Source organism: Brevundimonas sp. (assembly GCF_035626975.1).
GTDB lineage: Bacteria > Pseudomonadota > Alphaproteobacteria > Caulobacterales > Caulobacteraceae > Brevundimonas.
Window position 1 is genome coordinate 1 of sequence record NZ_DASPMQ010000027.1, and the last position, 17,520, is coordinate 17,520.

The 17,520-nt window shown below is 69.7% G+C and carries 18 protein-coding genes; 6 read left to right on the forward strand and 12 right to left on the reverse strand.

Annotated features, from left to right (window positions below; genetic code table 11):
- Positions 1 to 455 (forward strand): hypothetical protein (locus tag VEB62_RS07150; protein WP_324797354.1); only part of this gene is annotated, 455 nt, incomplete at its 5' end.
- Positions 456 to 465: 10 nt separating this feature from the next.
- On the opposite strand, the gene VEB62_RS07155 is transcribed toward VEB62_RS07150, so the two are convergent.
- On the reverse strand, positions 466 to 2,904 hold the full coding sequence (locus VEB62_RS07155) for a glycoside hydrolase family 95 protein (protein WP_324797357.1): 2,439 nt from the start codon (positions 2,902 to 2,904) through the stop codon (positions 466 to 468).
- Here VEB62_RS07155 and VEB62_RS07160 point away from each other — a divergent pair.
- Together VEB62_RS07160 and VEB62_RS07165 are read left to right on the forward strand one after the other, a co-directional pair.
- Positions 2,888 to 4,318, forward strand: coding sequence for a DUF418 domain-containing protein (locus VEB62_RS07160; RefSeq protein ID WP_324797398.1), 1,431 nt, complete (start codon positions 2,888 to 2,890; stop codon positions 4,316 to 4,318). The genes VEB62_RS07155 and VEB62_RS07160 overlap by 17 nt on opposite strands.
- Positions 4,319 to 4,425: 107 nt before the next feature.
- Entirely contained in the window at positions 4,426 to 5,037 is a 612-nt protein-coding gene (locus VEB62_RS07165; protein ID WP_324797360.1) for a GyrI-like domain-containing protein, read from the forward strand.
- 9 nt (positions 5,038 to 5,046) lie between these two features.
- Here VEB62_RS07165 and VEB62_RS07170 read toward each other — a convergent pair whose 3' ends face one another.
- From VEB62_RS07170 to VEB62_RS07185, 4 genes are all read right to left on the reverse strand, one after another.
- Positions 5,047 to 5,490 (reverse strand): YkgJ family cysteine cluster protein, encoded by a 444-nt coding sequence (locus VEB62_RS07170; protein WP_324797361.1) that lies wholly within the window; start codon positions 5,488 to 5,490, stop codon positions 5,047 to 5,049.
- The gene (locus tag VEB62_RS07175; RefSeq protein ID WP_324797364.1) at positions 5,475 to 5,813 is read right to left on the reverse strand and encodes a VOC family protein; all 339 of its coding nucleotides are present in this window, start codon (positions 5,811 to 5,813) and stop codon (positions 5,475 to 5,477) included. Before VEB62_RS07175 ends, VEB62_RS07170 begins: the two co-directional genes overlap by 16 nt.
- 160 nt (positions 5,814 to 5,973) lie before the next feature.
- On the reverse strand, positions 5,974 to 6,699 hold the full coding sequence (locus VEB62_RS07180) for an ABC transporter permease (RefSeq protein ID WP_324797400.1): 726 nt from the start codon (positions 6,697 to 6,699) through the stop codon (positions 5,974 to 5,976).
- A gap of 26 nt (positions 6,700 to 6,725) precedes the next feature.
- Positions 6,726 to 7,676, reverse strand: a complete 951-nt coding sequence (locus tag VEB62_RS07185; RefSeq protein WP_324797367.1) for an ABC transporter ATP-binding protein — start codon at positions 7,674 to 7,676, stop codon at positions 6,726 to 6,728.
- 103 nt (positions 7,677 to 7,779) lie between these two features.
- Here VEB62_RS07185 and VEB62_RS07190 point away from each other — a divergent pair, with 103 nt between their 5' ends.
- A complete protein-coding gene (locus VEB62_RS07190; RefSeq protein ID WP_324797370.1) occupies positions 7,780 to 8,280 on the forward strand; it encodes a DUF2975 domain-containing protein in 501 nt (166 codons plus the stop codon).
- A complete protein-coding gene (locus VEB62_RS07195; RefSeq protein ID WP_324797373.1) occupies positions 8,280 to 8,516 on the forward strand; it encodes a helix-turn-helix domain-containing protein in 237 nt (78 codons plus the stop codon). The genes VEB62_RS07190 and VEB62_RS07195 overlap by 1 nt, the downstream gene beginning before the upstream one ends.
- Here the strand turns inward: VEB62_RS07195 and VEB62_RS07200 are convergent.
- From VEB62_RS07200 to VEB62_RS07225, 6 genes are all read right to left on the reverse strand, one after another.
- On the reverse strand, positions 8,513 to 9,007 hold the full coding sequence (locus VEB62_RS07200; protein ID WP_324797375.1) for a DUF6702 family protein: 495 nt from the start codon (positions 9,005 to 9,007) through the stop codon (positions 8,513 to 8,515). The genes VEB62_RS07195 and VEB62_RS07200 overlap by 4 nt on opposite strands.
- A gap of 11 nt (positions 9,008 to 9,018) precedes the next feature.
- Positions 9,019 to 11,412: a M1 family metallopeptidase gene (locus VEB62_RS07205; RefSeq protein WP_324797378.1), complete on the reverse strand. Its 2,394-nt coding sequence runs from the start codon at positions 11,410 to 11,412 to the stop codon at positions 9,019 to 9,021.
- Positions 11,413 to 11,486: 74 nt separating this feature from the next.
- Positions 11,487 to 12,446, reverse strand: coding sequence for an alpha/beta hydrolase (locus tag VEB62_RS07210; protein WP_324797381.1), 960 nt, complete (start codon positions 12,444 to 12,446; stop codon positions 11,487 to 11,489).
- Positions 12,447 to 12,995: 549 nt separating this feature from the next.
- Positions 12,996 to 14,177: a thiolase family protein gene (locus VEB62_RS07215; protein ID WP_324797383.1), complete on the reverse strand. Its 1,182-nt coding sequence runs from the start codon at positions 14,175 to 14,177 to the stop codon at positions 12,996 to 12,998.
- Between the two features lie 75 nt (positions 14,178 to 14,252).
- Positions 14,253 to 15,002, reverse strand: coding sequence for a glutathione S-transferase family protein (locus VEB62_RS07220; protein WP_324797386.1), 750 nt, complete (start codon positions 15,000 to 15,002; stop codon positions 14,253 to 14,255).
- A gap of 3 nt (positions 15,003 to 15,005) precedes the next feature.
- Entirely contained in the window at positions 15,006 to 15,503 is a 498-nt protein-coding gene (locus VEB62_RS07225; protein WP_324797389.1) for a winged helix-turn-helix transcriptional regulator, read from the reverse strand.
- A gap of 180 nt (positions 15,504 to 15,683) precedes the next feature.
- On the opposite strand from VEB62_RS07225, the gene VEB62_RS07230 reads away from it, so the two are divergent.
- Entirely contained in the window at positions 15,684 to 16,535 is an 852-nt protein-coding gene (locus tag VEB62_RS07230; RefSeq protein ID WP_324797392.1) for an acyl-CoA thioesterase, read from the forward strand.
- A gap of 19 nt (positions 16,536 to 16,554) precedes the next feature.
- On the opposite strand, the gene VEB62_RS07235 is transcribed toward VEB62_RS07230, so the two are convergent.
- Positions 16,555 to 17,520: alpha/beta hydrolase family protein (locus tag VEB62_RS07235; protein WP_324797395.1), on the reverse strand; the 966-nt coding region annotated here is incomplete at its 5' end.

A 17,520-nucleotide genomic window follows, 5' to 3' on the forward strand; every position in this document is an offset into this window, starting at 1 on the left:
CGCCGCCCTCGCGCCCGGCCGCCCCGACGCCCGCGGCGCCCGCGCCGACCCCCGAGCCTCCGCCCGCCCCGGCCGTCACCACGCTCGACGCCGCCGCCCGCGCCGCGCTGCCGTTCACGGTCGACCTGCCGGCCGGCTTCGAGATCGTCACCGGCCGACCCGGTCCGGACTTCCGCATCTATACGATCCGGCGGGGCGACCGTTCGTTCGCCATGATCTACGCCGGCCCCGCCTCGCAGTTTCCGATCTACAGCGGCGAGGTGCGCGAGGCGGCCGGACGCGCCTCCGTGGTCTCGACCGAGGACGGCGTCCGCCACGCCCGCGAACACCTGTTCCAGCGGCCCGACGCCACTCCGCGCGAAATCCACGTCTGGACCATGAGCCTCGAGGGCCCCGACCGCGCCCTGGCGGAACGCATCGCCCAGTCGGTGGACGTGCGTCAGATCGCGCCCTGAGGGACGCCCTTCAGCGTCCGAACAGATCCGGGCCGATGACGGGCGCCGCGCCGCGGTGGTCGAGCGTGACGGTGCGGACGACGGCGCCGTAACGCAGCCTCACCCCGGTTTCGGGCGGTCCCTTCAGCAAGAGGCGGGCGAGGCGGCCGTCCTCCCAGTCCATGTCCACGGCGACCCCGCCGCGCACGCGCACGCCCTTCAGCGCGCCGGTCGGCCAGGCGCGGGGAAGCGCCGGGAGCAGGTGAACCTCGCCGCCCCAGGACTGGACCAGCATCTCCATGATGCCCGCCGCGCCGCCGAAATTGCCGTCGATCTGGAACGGCGGATGGGCGTCGAACATGTTCGGATAGGTGCGTTGCGGACCGGTCAGCCCTTTCAGCACGGCATGGGCGCGCTCGCCGTCGCCCATCCGCGCCCACAGGCACAGGCGCCAGGCCGTGCCCCAGCCGGTGGCGTAGTCGCCGCGTTTGTCCAGACTGACCCTGGCCGCCTGAATCAGGTCGGGCGTGTCGCGTACGTTGATCTGGCTGCCCGGATAGACGCCGTACAGGTGCGAGACGTGGCGATGGTTCTGATCGGGCGCGGCGTCGTCCCAGTCCTCCAGCCACTCCTGCAACTGGCCGCTCTTGCCGATCCGGTCCGGCGCGATGCGGGCGCTGGCGGCGTCGAGGCTGGCGGCGAAGTCCGCGTCGCGGCCGAGGATGGCGGCGGCCTGGCCGGTGCGCTCGAACAGATCCCGGACGATCTGGCGGTCCATGGCCGGGCCGACGCACAGCGACGATCCGAACGGATGATGGTTCTCGGGTGAAAGCGACGGCGAGGTGACCAGACCGCGCCCGCCCGGATCCTCGACCAGCGTATCGAGGAAGAACAGGCTGGCGCCCTTCATCAGCGGATACAGCCGCTCCAGCACCGCCGGGTCGCGCCCGTAATCCCAGTGGTCCCACAGGGTGTTGCACAGCCAGGCGCCGCCGCACGGCCACAGGCCCCACATCGGGCCGTCGATCGGGGCGGCCGCGCGCCACAGGTCGGTATTGTGATGCGTGACCCAGCCGCGGGCGCCGTACATGGTCCGGGCGGTGCGCGCGCCGGTGATCGACAGCTCCTCGACCATCCTCAGCAACGGCTCGACGCAGACCCCCAGTCCGGCCGGATCTGCGGGCCAGTAGTTCATCTCGGTGTTGATGTTGATGGTGTATTTGCTGCCCCACGGCGGGCCGACGCCCTCGTTCCAGATGCCCTGCAGGTTGGCCGGCTGGGAGCCGGGCCGGGAGGACGAGATCAGCAGATAGCGGGCGAAGTCGAAATAGAGGGCGGCCAGCGCCGGGTCCCCGCCGGTCCCGGACGCGGCGATGCGCTGGTCGGTCGGCCGGGCGGCGGCGGCCGAGCCGCCGAGGTCCAGCGACACCGGTTCGAACAGGGCCCGATAGTCGGCGACGTGACGGCGGCGAAGCTCGGCGTACGGCCTGCCCGCGGCGGCGCGGCCGGTGGCGCGGACCAGGGCGACCGGATCGCCGGAGACGTCGTCGAAGCGGCGGTAGCTCGTGGCCATGCTGATCAGCACGGTGGCGGACCGCGCGCCGCGCAGCCTCAGGGCGGCGTCGGTCGCCTCGACCGCCCCATCGGACAGAACCTCGACCCGGAGCGCGAAGGTCAGGGCCGCCGGCGTGTTCTCTCCGCCGACGTTGACGCCGGTGATCAGCCAGGCCGACGGACCGTCGGCGGCGATCCGGAAGCCCTCCGGAAGGTCGCCGGCGTCCTCGACGGCCAGCCAGTCGATCTCGCGGGACCCGATGGGCGGCGTCGCCGGGCCCTGATAGGCGGGGCTGGTGTGCTGGACCCACCGGGGGGCGCGCCAGGCGAAATCGCAGTCCAGCCCGCCGCCTTCGGCTTCCAGCCGCAGGACCACGACCTGGTCCGGGGCCGAGGCGAAGGCTTCCCGCCGGATTTCGCGTCCCCCCGCGCTGAACCCGCTCGCGCAGATCGCGTCCTCCAGGGTCAGTTCGCGCTCGTAGCGGGTCGGAACGACCGCGCCGGGAAAGGTCACCAGTACATCGCCGAACGTGCCGTACGACATCTGCCGCAGCGGGCGGGCCATCACCTTCGCGCTGGCCAGTTCCGTGGCCTCGGTGAACCGGCCCTCATTCAGCAGGCGCCGGACCTCGGGCAGGGCGGCGAGCGCCTCGGGATTGTCGGGCGTGTAGGGGCCGCCGGCCCACAGGGTGTCCTCGTTCAGCTGCAGCCGTTCCTGGGCTACGCCCCCGAACACCATGGCGCCCATGCGGCCGTTGCCGATCGGCAGGGCCTCGTCCCAGATCGCCGCGGGCTGGCGGTACCACAGCCGACGGACGGCCTTCCCCGTTTGCCCCGCGTTCGCCGCCGTCGGCAGCAGCGTCAAACCGGCCGCGCCCGCAAGGGCGAATCGTCGCGTGATGTCGAACAGGCTCATGTGTCTCTCCCTGCCGGTAGCGCTAACATTTTTTGCGGCGCTGTTGCTAGCAGTCGCCCTTCAGGGCACTGGCGCTCGGGATAGCTTGGCCGTATGGACGCCTTCGGAGCCCTCGCTGAACTCGCCGAAAAACATCCGCGACCCGTGGCGTCTGCGCTCGTTCGAAACCGCCTGCCCGAATGATTTTTTCGGCTTCCGGCAACAGGAGGGGAACTTGAAGGAAGCGGATGTAACCGCGACCGCCGCGGCGCGTCTTGATCTGCTGGATTCGCTTCGCGGCTTTGCGCTGATGGGACTTTTCCTGTTCCACTCGGTCGAGCTGTACGAGCTGTTCTGGTTGAAGAACGACTACGGCGCCGTCTTCACCTGGTCGGCCGGTCTGTTCTCCGGAAAATCCTACGCCCTGATGTCGCTGTGCTTCGGCGTCAGCTTCTTCCTGATCATGCAGGGCGCCGCCCGCAGGGGGCAGGATTACCGCGGGCGCTTTGCCTGGCGGTTGACGATCCTGCTCGGGATCGGACTGCTGCACGGCCTCGTCTACCGCGGAGACATCCTGCAGGTGATCGCCGTGCTCGGCTTCGCGATGCTGCTTCTCGACCGGATCAGGAGCAACCGCACCCTTCTAGTATTGGCCGGCGTCTGCTTCCTCCAGCTTCCGCTCCTCCTGCGCGCCTGGGCGGCCTCCCAAGGATTCAGCTGGGGCCTGACGCCCCCGCTCTACTTCGCAGACCAGAGCCTGCTGGTGCTCGCCAACGGGGCGCTTCTGGAGGCGGTGCGCGCCGGCGCGACCGAAGGCTTCGTCGCCAAATGGTCGTACTTCATCGAGGCCGGGCGCGTCGTGCAGATGCTCGGGCTGTTCATGGTCGGCCTCGTTCTCGGCCGCATCGGCTTCTTCGCCGAGCCCGGGCGGTTCAGGAAAGCGCGACGGCTGTTGCTCCTGGTCTCGCTGGTGGTCGCGCCGATCCTCTATTTCCAGGCCTATGGCCTGCTCGACGCGGCGGTGGCCGACGGCCCCGTGCGTCAGAACCTTCGGTCCCTGCTCGACAACTGGACCGGCCTCGCGATCGCCACCGTGCAGTTGCTGCTGTTCGTCGAGCTGTATGAAACCGCCGCCCGACCCCTGCTGCGGGTGTTCGCCGCGCCGGGCCGGATGACCCTGACGCTGTATGTCGGCCAATCGATTGTGTTCGTACCGATCTACTACGGCTTTGGCCTCGGCTTGTACGACGATCTCGACGCCGCCCGGTCGCTGACCATCGGGATCGCGGCCTTCGCCATCCAGACCATCGTCGCCCACGTCTGGTTTCGCCATTTCCACTATGGTCCGCTCGAATGGGTGTGGCGCGCGGCGACGCGCACCAGCCTGGAGGTTCCGTTCGTCAAGGTTCCTGCGGTCGCGGCGGCCCGGGACTGAGTTCCGGGGGAGGGGGCGCGGTTGGGGTTGGCCCATTCTCCTGCTGATCCGACGACGAGAAGTCGCCGGGTTGGAGTCGACCGGATAGGACGGCGCAAGGAGCGCAGATGGAAAAGCTCGACCTGAAGAAGGCCAGGAAGGCGCTGTTCAGCGCTCCGCTCGATCGATTCGTGCTGATCGAGGCGCCCCCGGTCGTCTGCCTCATGGCGGACGGGCATGGCGATCCGAACGCCGTTCCGGAATACAAACTCGCCGTCGAGAGCCTGTATTCGACGGCCTACGCCATCAAGTTCATGTGCAAGGCCGGGGGGCGCGACTTTGTGGTGTCGCCGCTTGAGGGGCTGTGGTCGGCCCCGGATCCCGAAAGCTTCACCGCGAGGCGGAAGGACGAGTGGGCCTGGACGATGATGATCATGGTCCCCGACTACGTTGACGAGGCGACTTTCCAGGAGGCCAGAGCCCGGAGTCAGCGCAAGCTGGGCCAGCTTTCCGCCACCCTCCGCCTCGAGACCCTGGACGAGGGGCTATGCCTTCAGGCGTTGCACGTGGGGCGCTACGATGACGAAGGACCGCTGCTCGCCAGACTGCACAATGAGATCATGCCCGAGGGCGGGTACGGCTTCGCGGGGCGGCACCACGAGGTCTATCTCAGCGATCCCCGAAAGACCCCGGCGGAGAAGCTCAGGACCGTGATCCGTCAGCCCGTACGGAAGACCTGAGCCTCAGGTTCACCCGGCTCCGGCAACCGTCCGCCGCACGTCCGCGTCCACGGCGCCGAGCCGCACGCCGCGCCGGCCCGCGAACACCAGCACCTCCATTTCCGGCGCCGCCGCCCAGCGCCGCAGCGTCGACTGGTAGGGTTCGCGCCGCCAGTCGTGCGGCCGGGCCGGATCGGACTCGACGATCAGCCGCGCTCCGCCCTTTTCGCTGTGCAGCACGAAGCCGGCCGTGGTCGGCTTCCAGCGCTCGTCCAGCGCCTCCGTCAGCAGCCAAAGGCAGTTGAACACCCGGCAGTCCCCGGGCCGCGTCTCATAGACGGCGCAGCCGCCGGCCCTGCTGAAGTGACGGCACCATTTGCCCGCGGGCTTTTCCAGCGCCGTCACCCCCATCAGCTTGCAGCACAGGCCGCAGTCGCCGCAGCTCTTGCCGCGCGGGATCAGGTCTCCGACCACACCGCCAGCTCGTTGCCCGCCGGGTCGCGGAAATGGAACCGCCGCCCGCCGGGGAAGGCGAAGATCGGCTTGACGAGGGTCCCGCCCGCCGCCTCGACCTTCGCCGCCATGGCTTCCAGATCGTGGGCGAACAGCACGGGCAGGGGCGTGCGCACGCCACCCGCCTGGGCGTCGAAACCGCCGTCCAGTCCCTCGTCGAAAGCCGCGTACTCCGGCCCGTAGTCCACGAATTTCCAGCCGAAGGCCTGGCTGTAGAAGGCCTTGGTGGCGGGCAGTTCGCCGCCCGGCAGTTCGAGATAGTCCAGCTTGCCGTCTTCACGCATGGGTGATGCTCCTGTCAGGTCGCCACCGACATTCGGCCTTGCCATGCCCATTCTCCCCACGCAATCTGCGAACGATTCTCAACTAAAGGAGTCGGGGATGATCGTGCTGATGGCCGGAGACGCCTCCCTCGCCGGGCTGCTGCGCGAGAGCCGGACCGGCTCACAGCACCTCGCGCCGGCTCAGGTGGACGAGGGCGGCGGCCATGACCACCGCGCCCAGCCCAAGTCCCAGGCCGAGCGCCGTCTGATACCGCCACGCCTCGGTGGCCAGCATGTTGACCGGCATCTGCCACGGGAAGAAGACGCCCTGTTTCGCTGATGTCGCGACCACCGAGAAGAAGGTCCCCCCGATGCCCACTGCCAGCGCCGGCACGAAGCTGGCGTAGCGCAGGGCGACCCACAGCTGGATGGCGATCATCAGCAGGGCGGCCAGAAAAATCTTGCCGAACAGGCCGGCATGTCGCGCCAGCTCGAACACGCCCGTCGGCTCCAGCTGCGGCTTGATCGCCGCCGCCAGCGTCACCGCGCCCCAGCTCATGAACAGCACCGCCGCGCTCATCAGCGCCACGAGGGCCAGTACGCAGACCGCTTTGGCCGCATAGATCCGCCAGCGGGGCAGGGGCAGGGCGCGCAGGTGGTCCCAGGACTTCGGTCCGTGCTCCATGTGCGCCACCAGCGCCGTCAGGGCCGTGACGCTCATCGGCAGCATGAAGAAGGCCCATATGCCGGCCGCGTTCATCATCCACATCTCCCATGGCATCGCCTCCCTGCCGCGCAGCACCATGAAGAAGGCGAAGATGGCGATCAGCGCCGGCGCCGCGACGGCCAGCACGACCGCCAGCGAGCGGTTCAGCTTGCGCGCCTCGACGAACAGCGGCGCGAGCAGGGGCGTCTTTGGGGGAGAGGCGGTCATCAGGCGAACTCCGGCTGCGGCTTGGCAGGGGTGACGGGAGAGGGCGGCGAGACTTCGCGATAGATGCCCTCCAGCGAGCGCGACCGCGCCCCGATGGCGAAGACGGCGATGTCGGCCTCGATCAGGGCCCGGTTCAGCGAGGCCGAGGCGGTGCGGGCGTCCTCGCCTGGCTTCAGTCTTGCGACGAGCCCGTTGTCCATGGCCAGCACATCGAAGCCCCGCGCCCTGGCCAGCGCCGTGGCCCGCGTCGCGTCATCGGTCTGCAGGGCGATCTCCGGCGCCAGGTCGGCCTTCAGCCGCCTCAGCTCCCCCTCCAGCACCAGCTTGCCCTGGCTGAGGATGCCGATGTGGGTCGCGGTCTGTTCGATCTCGCCCAGCAGGTGGCTGGACAGCAGCACCGTCGCCCCCGTCCGTTCGGGCAGGGCGCGCAGGAAGCGGCGCATGTCGGCGATGCCGTCGGGATCCAGCCCGTTGGTCGGCTCGTCCAGCACCAGCACCGGCGGCGCGCCCAGCATGGCCCGCGCCAGCCCCAGCCGCTGGCGCATGCCCAGCGAATAGTCCGAGACCCTGCGCCGTGCGTGCTCGCGCATCTCGACCACCTCCAGCACCCGGTCGATCTCGCTCTTGGGCAGGCCCAGCAGGCTGCGCGTCAGGTCCAGGTTTTCGCGCCCCGACAGATTGCCGTAGAAGCCGTGCGCCTCCAGCAGGGCGCCGACCTCGCGCGCCGCGCCGATCCGGTCGCGAGCCACATCGACCCCGCCAACCAGCGCCGACCCGCCGCTCGGCCGTATCAGCCCAAGCAGCATCTTCAGGGTCGTGGTCTTGCCCGCTCCGTTACGGCCCAGGAAGCCATAGACCGCCTGGTCCGGCACCGTCATCGACACGGCGTCGACGGCCAGCTGACGTTTGAAGCGACGCGTCAGGTCGCGGGTCTCGATGGCGGCGGGCATCGGCGGCGCTCTCGTTCGTTTAAGTAAGACATAAAGTTGCAAACGTCCCGTCTTTAAGTCAAGATTAAAGATCAGACAGCTTTCCCGACCCGGAGATTCACTCGTGAGCCAAGCCGCCACCGACCGCTTCCGCCGCCGCTGCGCCCAGTTCCGCTGGCTCGCCGTCTTCATGGTGGTCAGCGTCGGCGCCCTGCTGGCGCTGATCCATGTGCTCGCGCCCGGCATCCTGATGGCGCGGGGCGACTACACCGGAACCCCGACGAGCTGGCTGGCCCAGTTCGTCTGGGCCCTGCCGACCGCCTTCTATCTGTTCGCGGTCTGGTCGATCGGCGCGGCCATGGGCCAGCTCTCCAGGGGCCGCCTGATCCAGCCCACCCTCGTGCATGCCCTGCGCCGCGTCGGTCTCGCGCTCGGCTTCGGCGGCCTGCTCAGTGTCTTCGGCGTCACCAACCTCGTTCGCCTGGTCGAGAGTGGCCGCGGCGGCTGGGCCTATTTCGACGTGCCCGGCATGACCCTCGGCATGATCGGCGAGGCGTTGTTCCTGCTCGGCGGCGTGGTCGACCAGGCCGGCAAGGTCCAGGCCGAGCTGGACGAGATGATCTGATGCCGATCCGCGTCACCCTCGACCAGCTGATCGTCAGAAAGGGCCTCAAGGCCCGCGACCTCGCCGCGGAGGTCGGCCTCAGCGAGACCCAGCTGTCGCTGTTCCGCTCGGGCAAGGTCAAGGGCATCCGCTTCCGCACCCTGGCCAAACTCTGCGCCGCGCTGGAGTGCCGCCCGAAGGACCTGCTCGACTACGACTTCGACCCCGCCGACCTCGCCGCGGCGGACGAGGACTAGAACGTCACCGTCTGCGCTTCCGAGCCCGGCCGGAACACCATCGTCCGCGTCACCCCGCCGACGCGCACATTGACCTGCTGCTCCTGGTCGTCGTGGACGCCGGGGAAGAAGTCGAGATCGATGGTCACCGCCTCCACGTCCCCGTCGGCCGTCTCGCCGCCGAACTCGACTCGGACATGGTCGCCGGCCAGCGCCGTGCCGGCATGGCCGACGGGGACCGCCGCCCCGTCGATCGCCATGCGGAATCGGGCCCCCAGATGCGTCTCGAGATCGGCCACGGCGCGCGGATCGTCGAGGCTCGGCTGGGCCTCGGGCGCGATGCTCGGCAGGGCCGGCTCGACGTCGTGCGCCGCGAACCGGTGCGTCACGTGGACCGCGCCGGAGGCCGGGTCGATCTCGACCACCGTCAGCCCGCCGTGGCCGCGGTGGGCCAGCGCGGGCGAGGCCAGGCCGGCGATCAGGAGGGCGGTCAGCAGCGTACGCCTGAACATGGTCCCGGATCCTACTGTCGACGCACGCGCGCGGCGGTCGAGTCGGGGCTGACCTCGACGTCGGACTCGCGCATGCGGTTCTCGCCCGGCGGCGGGGCCGGCGCCAGACGCAGCGAGCGCTCGTCGATCCGGCGCGGATAGTGGTTGTTGCCGCGGTTGGCGTCTGCGGTCTCCCACAGCGGATCGATCTCGGCCCCCGTCAGCGTCTTCGACGACACGTGCTGCCACACCACCTGCTGGCTGTTGCGCCGCCACACCTCGGCCGGGATGCGGATCGTCTCCTCCGAGCCGTCGCTGTAGGTCAGCTTCAGGATCACCGGCATCACCAGCCCGCCCACGTTTTTGAACGTGAAGCGGTAGATGTTGTCGTCGAAGCCCTGGGCCGCGCGGCGCTCCTCGTCGGCCTTGCGGGCGGCGCTCTCGGCGTCGCGGCGCTGCTGGGCCGTCACCGTGAACCGGTCGGTCTCGTTGTAGAAGTCCCGCGTCGCCGGGTCGCGCTCGACCACCGTCTCGAGGCCCTCGTTGCGGGTGACCGTCAGCGGCTCCGGCTCGGCCTCGAACCGCTCGCGGGCGGCGCGGGCGCGCACCTCCGGATCGGCGCTCTCCAGCCGCGCCGCCGTCACGCCTTCCAGCGAGATGTCGACGTGGTCCGTCGAATAGAACCAGCCCCGCCAGAACCAGTCCAGGTCGACGCCCGAGCTCTCCTCCATGGTGCGGAAGAAGTCGTAGGGGGTCGGCCGCTTGAAGGCCCAGCGCTGCGAATACTCGCGGAACGCCCGGTCGAACAGCTCACGTCCCAGCACCGTCTCGCGCAGGATGACCAGCGCCGTGGCCGGCTTGTTGTAGGCGTTGTTGCCGAACTGCAGCAGGCTGTCCGACTGTGTCATCACCGGCACCTGGTCCTGGCTGACCATGTATTCGACGATGTCCCTCGGCTCGCCGCCGGCGGGGAAGTCGGCGTCCCACAGCTTCTCGGCCTGGAATTCGAGGAAGCTGTTCAGCCCCTCGTCCATCCAGGTCCACTGCCGTTCGTCCGAGTTGACGATCATCGGGAAATAGGTGTGCCCGACCTCGTGGATGACCACCCCGATCAGCCCGTTCTTGGCCCGTTCGGTATAGGTCAGGCTCCCGTCGTCCGCCCGCACGGGTCGGGGCCCGTTGAAGGTGATCATCGGATATTCCATCCCGCCGACCGGCCCGTTGACCGACTGCGCCGTGGGATAGGGGTAGGTGAAGGCGAACTGGTTGTAGACGTCCAGGGTGTGGGCGATCGCCTTCGTCGAATAGGCGTCCCACAGCGGCCGGGCCTCCTTCGGATAGAAGGACATGGCCATGACCACAGGATGCTCGGCGCTCTCCTGCTCGACGCCCATGGCGTCCCAGATGAATTTCCGGCTCGAGGCCCAGCCGAAGTCGCGCACATTGTCGGCGCTGAAGTTCCAGGTCCGCGTTCCCGAGCGGGCCGGCCGCGCCTCGGCGGCGGCGGCCTCCTGCGGCGTCACCACATAGACCGGTTCGTCGGCCGTCCGCGCCCGGTCCAGCCGCGCGCGCTGTTCGGCGCTCAGGATGTCGGGATTGGTCAGCACCCCCGTCGCCGCCACCACGTGATCGGTCGGGGCGGTGATCGAGACGTCGTAGTCGCCGAACTCCAGCGTGAACTCGCCCGAGCCGAGGAACTGCGCGTTATGCCAGCCCTCATAGTCCGAATAGACCGCCAGTCTCGGAAACCACTGCGCCGCCAGGAACAGGCAGTTTCCGTCCTCGTGGGCCTTGGTGAAGCATTCGTAGCCGCTGCGTCCACCGACCACCCGGGTCTCCGGCAGGGGCAGGGTGAAGTCGATGGTGAAGGCGAAGCTCTGGCCCGTCGCCAGGGGCCGGGGCAGTTCGATCCGCATCATGGAATCGACGATGGTGAAGGGCACGGCCTGGCCGTCCGGCCCGGTGATCCGCAGGTCGTTGAACCCGCCCTCCCAGTCCTGGAAGCGGCGGATGCGGCTGATCTCGTTGACGCTGACGGTCTCGGCGCCGCCGTAGGTCCGGCTGCGCTCGGCCAGCGAGTCGCGGCGGTAGTTCTGCTGATCCAGCAGCAGCCACAGATAGCCCAGCGCGTCCGGCGAATTGTTGGTGTAGGTCACCGCCTCGCGGCCGGTCAGGGTGCGCCGCGCCTCGTCCAGCGACACGTCGATGTCGTAGTCGACCTGCTGCTGCCAGTAGCGGTGCCCCGGCGCGCCCGAGGCGTTGCGGTAGTCGGTCGGCGTCGGCCAGTCCTCGCCCTCGAACTGGCGGAACTTGTCCTCGAACGCCCCCTTGCTCTGGTCGACCGGTCCCACGCTCTGCTGGGCCAGCGCCGCGGACGCCATGAGGGAAACGCCGGCGACTGACGCCAGCAACAGTCCGATACGCATGGAAGGTCCGCCCCGATGTTATAAAGTCCGCGGGGACCTTACCGGGCAGGGGCGGGGGTGCAAGGCGGCGGAGATTACACCTGTGTAATCCACCCGTGCCGGGCCCCCCACGCCAGCGCCAGCTGCGGCCAGACGGCGGCGGGCCGCCCCGCGATCAGCCGGATGGCGAACCCGTGCCCGCCCTCCTGGAACAGGTGCGCCTCGGCCGGAACGCCGGCCGCCCGCAAGGCCGACAGCAGCTGCAGGCTGTTCTCCACCGGCACCGCACCATCGTCGATGGCGTGCACCAGGAAGACCGGCGGCCAGCCGCTCCAGTCCATTTGTTCCAGCGAATAGCGGGAGATGGCCTCGGCCGTCGGCGCCTCGCCCAGCAGCTCCCGCCGCGAGCCGGCGTGGACGAAGGGATCGGCCATGGTCGCCACCGGATACAACAGGATCGACAGGTCCGGCCGGAACGACGCCGCGTCCGCCTCGTCCACCGGCGCATAGGTCGCGTCCGTCCGGGCCGTCAGCATTCCGGCCAGGTGCCCGCCGGCCGAGGCGCCCAGCACCCCGATCCGCGCCGGATCCAGCCCGTCCCCGGCCGCCCGCGCCCGGATCAGCCGCAACGCCCGCTGCGCGTCCTGCAGCGGCGCGTCCGCCCCCGCCGCCCAGCCGTCGCCCGGCAGGCGGTAGCGCAGCACGAAACAGGTCACCCCGGCCGCCGCGAACACCCGCGCGCAGTCCATCCCCTCCTTGTCGACCACCGCCCATCGGTAGCCGCCGCCCGGGATCAGCAGCAGCGACGCCCCGTTCGGCCGCGTCGGCCTCAGCACGGTCAGGATCGGGTCGGTGGTGTACTGGGCGAAGCGGTCATGGAACGCCGGATCGGTCGAGCGCTCGGTCACCTTCGCGGTCACGCTGACCCGCTCCCCGCCCGGCGCCGCGCCCGGCCACAGCCGGATGGTCTCGGTCGGATCCGGCGGGGCGACGGCTTGCGACACCGGTGTCATCGTGGCGGCGGCGGCGAGCCCGAGGGCGGTTCTGCGGTTCATCGTCATGGAAGGTCTCCTGCAGGAGAGGCTAGGGCGCCGTCGATGGGTTCGGCAAGCTATCCCCCGTCCTTCTCCCCTTGAGGGAGAAGGTGGCCCGGAGGGCCGGATGAGGGGTAAGCCCACCACGGACTGGCTGGCGGCCAGGTTGTTTACACAGCCCCCTCATCCGAGCGGCTTCGTCGCCCACCTTCTCCCTCAAGGGGAGAAGGAAGACGGAGGGGGCAGCGCCGGCGCCATGACGCTGTGCTGACAATCCGGGAACTCATAGTCGGGTTCAGTGGAAAACCTCCGGCGACATCAACGCCCTGAGCTTTTCCCGACCCCTTCTCCTGCACACACTTTCCAGCGAGCGCAAAATGCGTCCGTCCCGTCACCGGGGGCCGAACCGCCGGTCTTTGACAATCGAACCCCGTCCGCCCCGCCGCAAGGGTGCGGGACCAAACCGGTCCCTCAGACTCTTCAGACTGTTCGGACCATGTTTTTCGTCTGAACAGCCCCGGCTGGAGACGGCCCGGCGAATCATCCCGTCAGCAGGCGCGGGCGATTGCCTCAGGCCAGCTCCACCGCCATGGCCACGGCCTCGCCGCCGCCGATGCACAGGCTGGCCACGCCCTTCGTGCCGCCGCGCGCCTGCAGCGCCGCCAGCAGGGTCGCCAGCACCCGCGCGCCCGAGGCGCCGATCGGGTGACCGAGCGCTGTCGCGCCGCCGTTCACATTGAGCTTCGCGTGATCGATGCCCAACTCCTGCATGGCGATCATCGGCACCACGGCGAAGGCCTCGTTGATCTCCCACAGGTCGACATCCTCGACCGACCAGCCGGCCTTCTTCAGCGCCTTCTGCATGGCCGGCACCGGGGCGGTGGTGAACAGGCCCGGCTCATGGGCGTGGGCCGAATGGCTGACGATGCGGGCCACGATCGGCAGGCCCAGGGCCTTGGCCACGCTTTCGCGGGTCATGACCACGGCGGCGGCGCCGTCCGAGATCGAGGCCGAGGACGCGGCCGTGATCGTGCCGTCCTTCGCGAAGGCCGGCTTCAGGGTCGGGATCTTCTCCGGCATGGCCTTGCCGGGCTGCTCGTCCTCGCTGACCGTCTCGACGCCCTTGCGGGTCGTCACCTCGACCGGCGTGATCTCGGCCCTGAAGGCGCCCGAGGCGATGGCGTGACGCGCCCGGGTCAGGCTCTCGACCGCATAGGCGTCCTGGGCCTCGCGGCTGAACTGATAGGTCCCGGCCGTGTCCTCGGCGAACGAGCCCATCGGCTTGCCGGGCGAATAGGCGTCCTCCAGCCCGTCCATCATCATCGAGTCGACGATGACGTCATGGCCGATCCGCGCCCCGCCGCGGTGCTTGTTCATCAGATACGGCGCGCCGGTCATGCTCTCCATGCCGCCGGCCACGATCACATCGGCCGAACCCGCCATCAGCGAGTCCGAGGCCATCATCACCGCCTGCAGACCCGAGCCGCACATCTTGTTGACCGTCGTCGCCTCGACGTGGCGGCCGAGCCCGGCGCCGATCGCCGCCTGCCGCGCCGGCGCCTGGCCCAGCCCCGCCGGCAGCACGCAGCCCATGTAGATCTGCTCGACCTTCGCCGGGTCGATCCCGGCCCGCTCAACCGCCGCCTTCACCGCCGTCGCGCCCAGTTCGGTGGCTTTCACACCGGACAGCGCGCCCTGGAAGCCGCCCATCGGGGTGCGGGCGAAGGAGCAGATGACGATCGGATCGGACATGTCGGAACCTTGGGGGACGCTCTGGAAATTCGGACGGCTGGATGGGCTCTTTGCGTGCGGCGCGCAAGCGTCAGCCTACTGGGGGGTCATCGGGCCGCGGCGGACCTCTCCGCCGCCCCAACTGCGCGAGGCCGGGACGAAGCCGAACTCCGGCAGGCGGTCGCGATGGGCATGCGCCGGCGTGCGCATCAGCGCCCGGGCCAGCTTGTTCAGCGGCCCCAGCGGCGTCTCCGTCTCGACCCGCTCCAGCCAGGCCGCCAGCTTCGGCCAGCGGGCCGGATCGACATTGACCTGCACCGCGCCGGCGTTGACGAAGGCCGGGGCCACGCTCAGGTCGGCCATCGACAGCGCGCCGAACAGGAAGCCGCTCTCCGGCACGACGCCTTCGAGATAGTCGAGAATACCGGGCAGTTCGACGTCGCGGGCGTGCTCGACCTTGGCCTGGTCGATCTCCTCACCGAAGAAGCGGGGCTTGAGGGCGATCTCGAAGAACAGCCGCCAGCCCAGCACGTCGAACAGCCGGGTGTCGGCGAACTCCTCGAGCCAGCGCGCCTTCGCCCGCTCGACCGGATCGGCCGGCCACAGCGACGGCCCGGGCCGGGTCTCCTCGATGTACTGGACGATGACGCTGGAGTCGCACAGCGTCACATCGCCCTCGACCCACACCGGAATCCGCCGCAGCGGGCTGATCCGGCCGAAGTCCTCGTTGCCCATCAGCCCGACGATCGGATCCAGCTGCACCTCGACGCCCTTCAGGGCGCAGGCCGCCAGCACCTTGCGGACATAGGGCGAGACCGGATTGCCGACGATGGTGACCGGGTCCATGGCTCAGGCGGCCTCTTCGTCGGCGCGGGGCATCATCTCGCCGACCGTCGGCCGGTTCTCGGACAGGTTCAGCTGGATGTCGCGCGGCTTGACCAGTTCGCCGCAGCAGCCGCAGGCGATGCGCGGCGTCAGCTCCTGGCCGCAGGTCTTGTGGGTCATCGAGATGCCGGCGTCCTCGCCGCTGTAGACGTGCTTGGCGCCCCAGCCGTGCAGGGTGACCAGCACCCCGTACAGGTCCTTGCCCTTGGCGGTCAGCCGGTACTCGTTGCGCGGGGGCCGCTCGGAATACAGGTGCGGCTCCAGCACCCCGTGCTGCACCAGCGACTTCAACCGGGCCGCCAGCACGTTGCGGGCGACGCCCAGACGCTCCTGCCACTGCTCGAACCGGCTGACCCCGTTGAAGGCGTCGCGGATGACCAGCAGCGTCCACGGATCGCCGATGACCTCCAGCGTCGCGGCGATCGAACAGCTCTGGCGAGAATAGTTTGCGGTGCGTCCCATGGCGCCGAAAGTGACCCCGCGTCAGGGTTTTGGCAAGAGGGTTGCCAATCTGAACGGACTAGGTCAGTCTCGTTTAGCTACGGACGCGCGGCGAGCCCGCTCGCGGCGTTTCCGGATCCCTCGCCTCGGGCGGAAGGTTTCGGCCTTCCGCCCGTCCTTTGCCCGCGATACTCCCGACGCATGACCCAGCAGACCCTGGCCGAGGCCCTGACCCTGACGAACGACGGCGCCGGCGGCCTGACCGCCCGGCTGTCCGGCGACTTCTCCAATGCGCCCCTGTCGGCGCCGCAGGAGAAGGGCGCGCCCTTCGGCGGCCTGATGGCGGCGCTGGCGGCCGGGGCGGCCCGGCAGGGGCTGGGCCTCGAGACCCCGCTCAAGACCCTGACCGTCCAGTATCTGGCCGCCGCCCGGTTCGAGGACGCCAGCTTCGTCCCGACCCTCACCCGGGGAGGGCGCAACGTCGCCTACGCCGCGGTGCTCGGCGGTCAGCCGGACCGTCCGGCCGTGCAGGCCCTCGCCACCTTCGGCCGCGAGGTGGAGGGCCCCGCGCTGACCCCGCTCATGGCCGCGCCCCGCCCGGTCGCCGATATCGAGCCGACACCGCTCGATCCGCGTTTCGGGCCGTGGTTCACCCGCTATATCGAGCACCGCTTCGTGGCCGGTCCGAAACTGTTCGGCCAGAACGCCGGCGCCTCGCCCGAACTGGGCTGCTGGATGCGCACCGTCGACGGCGCCCCGCTGGACGAGGCCCGGCTGCTTTTCCTGCTGGACGGGGTCTATCCGACCTACTGGACCGCCCTGCCGGCCCCGCCGGTCATTTCCGCGAGTGTCGACCTGCGCGCCGACCTGCTGGAGGCGATCACCCCGGACACCTCGCCCGGGGGCTGGGCCTATTTCCACTTCACCAGCCGCGACGTCGGCGGCGGCTGGGCGGTCGAGGACGGCGTCGCCCATGCCCCCGACGGCCGCCCCATCGCCCTTGTGCGCCAGCGCCGCAAGCTGATGCCGACGCGCGGACCGGGCGGCGCCTGACCGCCCGGTCCGTTCGGCCCTATTTCCGCACGTACCGGTTCAGGAAGGTCAGATACGCCTCCTGCGCCGTGATGCGGTTGTCGCGCCGCTGGAAGCCGTGACCCTCGTCGGGGAACAGCACATACTCGACCGGCACGTCGTTGGCGCGGATAGCGGCGACCAGTTCGTCGCTCTCGACCTGCAGCACCCGCGGGTCGTTGGCCCCCTGCACCACCAGCATGGGGCGGGTGATGTTCGAGGCGTGGAACAGCGGCGAGATGCGGCGATGGCGCTCGCCGTCAACGGCCGGATCGCCCATCTCGTCGAACAGGGCGTCGCGCTGCGCGCCCCACCAGGCGGGAATCGAGTCCAGCGTGCGCACCCAGTTGGTCACGCCGAAGATGTTGATCCCGGCCTCGAACGCGTCCGGGTGGAAGGCCAGGGCCGCGGCGGTCAGGAAGCCGCCATAGGATCCGCCCATCACCGCCACCTGGTCGTCGGCCACCCAGTCCTGCCCGCGCAGCCATTGACCGGCGTCGACGATGTCCTGCAGGTCGGCCTCGCCGTGGGCGCGGTCGTCCATGTGGAAGAAGGTCTTGCCGTAGCCGGACGAGCCGCGATTGTTGATCGCGTAAACGGCATAGCCGTTGTTGACGAGGTGCTGGATCATCGCCGAATAGCCGCGTCGGCACTGGCCGCCGGGGCCGCCGTGGACGAGCACGATCGCCGGCACCGGGTTGGACGCGCTCGCCTCGCGCGGCCGGTAGAGGATGCCGGGGATTTGCACTCCGTCATAGCTGGCGAAGCGGACCACCCGGCCTTCGACCAGCTGGCGCTCGTCGATGCGCGGGCTTAGCGCCCGGGTCAGCCGCCGCGCCTGGCCGGTGCGAAGGTCCGCGACGAAAATGTCCGAAGGCGAGGTGTCCGACGCCACCGTGAAGGCGATCTGAGTCTCGTCCTGATTGAAGCGGATGCCGCCGAGATCGCCTTCAGGGATGCCGCGCAG

Excerpts from the sequence above, each read along its gene's own strand:
- VEB62_RS07160 (WP_324797398.1), top strand. The coding sequence starts at position 2,888 with ATGTCGAACAGGCTCATGTGTCTCTCCCTGCCGGTAGCGCTAACATTT.
- VEB62_RS07155 (WP_324797357.1), bottom strand. The coding sequence starts at position 2,904 with ATGAGCCTGTTCGACATCACGCGACGATTCGCCCTTGCGGGCGCGGCC.
- VEB62_RS07165 (WP_324797360.1), top strand. The coding sequence starts at position 4,426 with ATGGAAAAGCTCGACCTGAAGAAGGCCAGGAAGGCGCTGTTCAGCGCT.
- VEB62_RS07175 (WP_324797364.1), bottom strand. The coding sequence starts at position 5,813 with ATGCGTGAAGACGGCAAGCTGGACTATCTCGAACTGCCGGGCGGCGAA.
- VEB62_RS07185 (WP_324797367.1), bottom strand. The coding sequence starts at position 7,676 with ATGCCCGCCGCCATCGAGACCCGCGACCTGACGCGTCGCTTCAAACGT.
- VEB62_RS07195 (WP_324797373.1), top strand. The coding sequence starts at position 8,280 with ATGCCGATCCGCGTCACCCTCGACCAGCTGATCGTCAGAAAGGGCCTC.
- VEB62_RS07200 (WP_324797375.1), bottom strand. The coding sequence starts at position 9,007 with ATGTTCAGGCGTACGCTGCTGACCGCCCTCCTGATCGCCGGCCTGGCC.
- VEB62_RS07205 (WP_324797378.1), bottom strand. The coding sequence starts at position 11,412 with ATGCGTATCGGACTGTTGCTGGCGTCAGTCGCCGGCGTTTCCCTCATG.
- VEB62_RS07210 (WP_324797381.1), bottom strand. The coding sequence starts at position 12,446 with ATGAACCGCAGAACCGCCCTCGGGCTCGCCGCCGCCGCCACGATGACA.
- VEB62_RS07215 (WP_324797383.1), bottom strand. The coding sequence starts at position 14,177 with ATGTCCGATCCGATCGTCATCTGCTCCTTCGCCCGCACCCCGATGGGC.
- VEB62_RS07220 (WP_324797386.1), bottom strand. The coding sequence starts at position 15,002 with ATGGACCCGGTCACCATCGTCGGCAATCCGGTCTCGCCCTATGTCCGC.
- VEB62_RS07225 (WP_324797389.1), bottom strand. The coding sequence starts at position 15,503 with ATGGGACGCACCGCAAACTATTCTCGCCAGAGCTGTTCGATCGCCGCG.
- VEB62_RS07230 (WP_324797392.1), top strand. The coding sequence starts at position 15,684 with ATGACCCAGCAGACCCTGGCCGAGGCCCTGACCCTGACGAACGACGGC.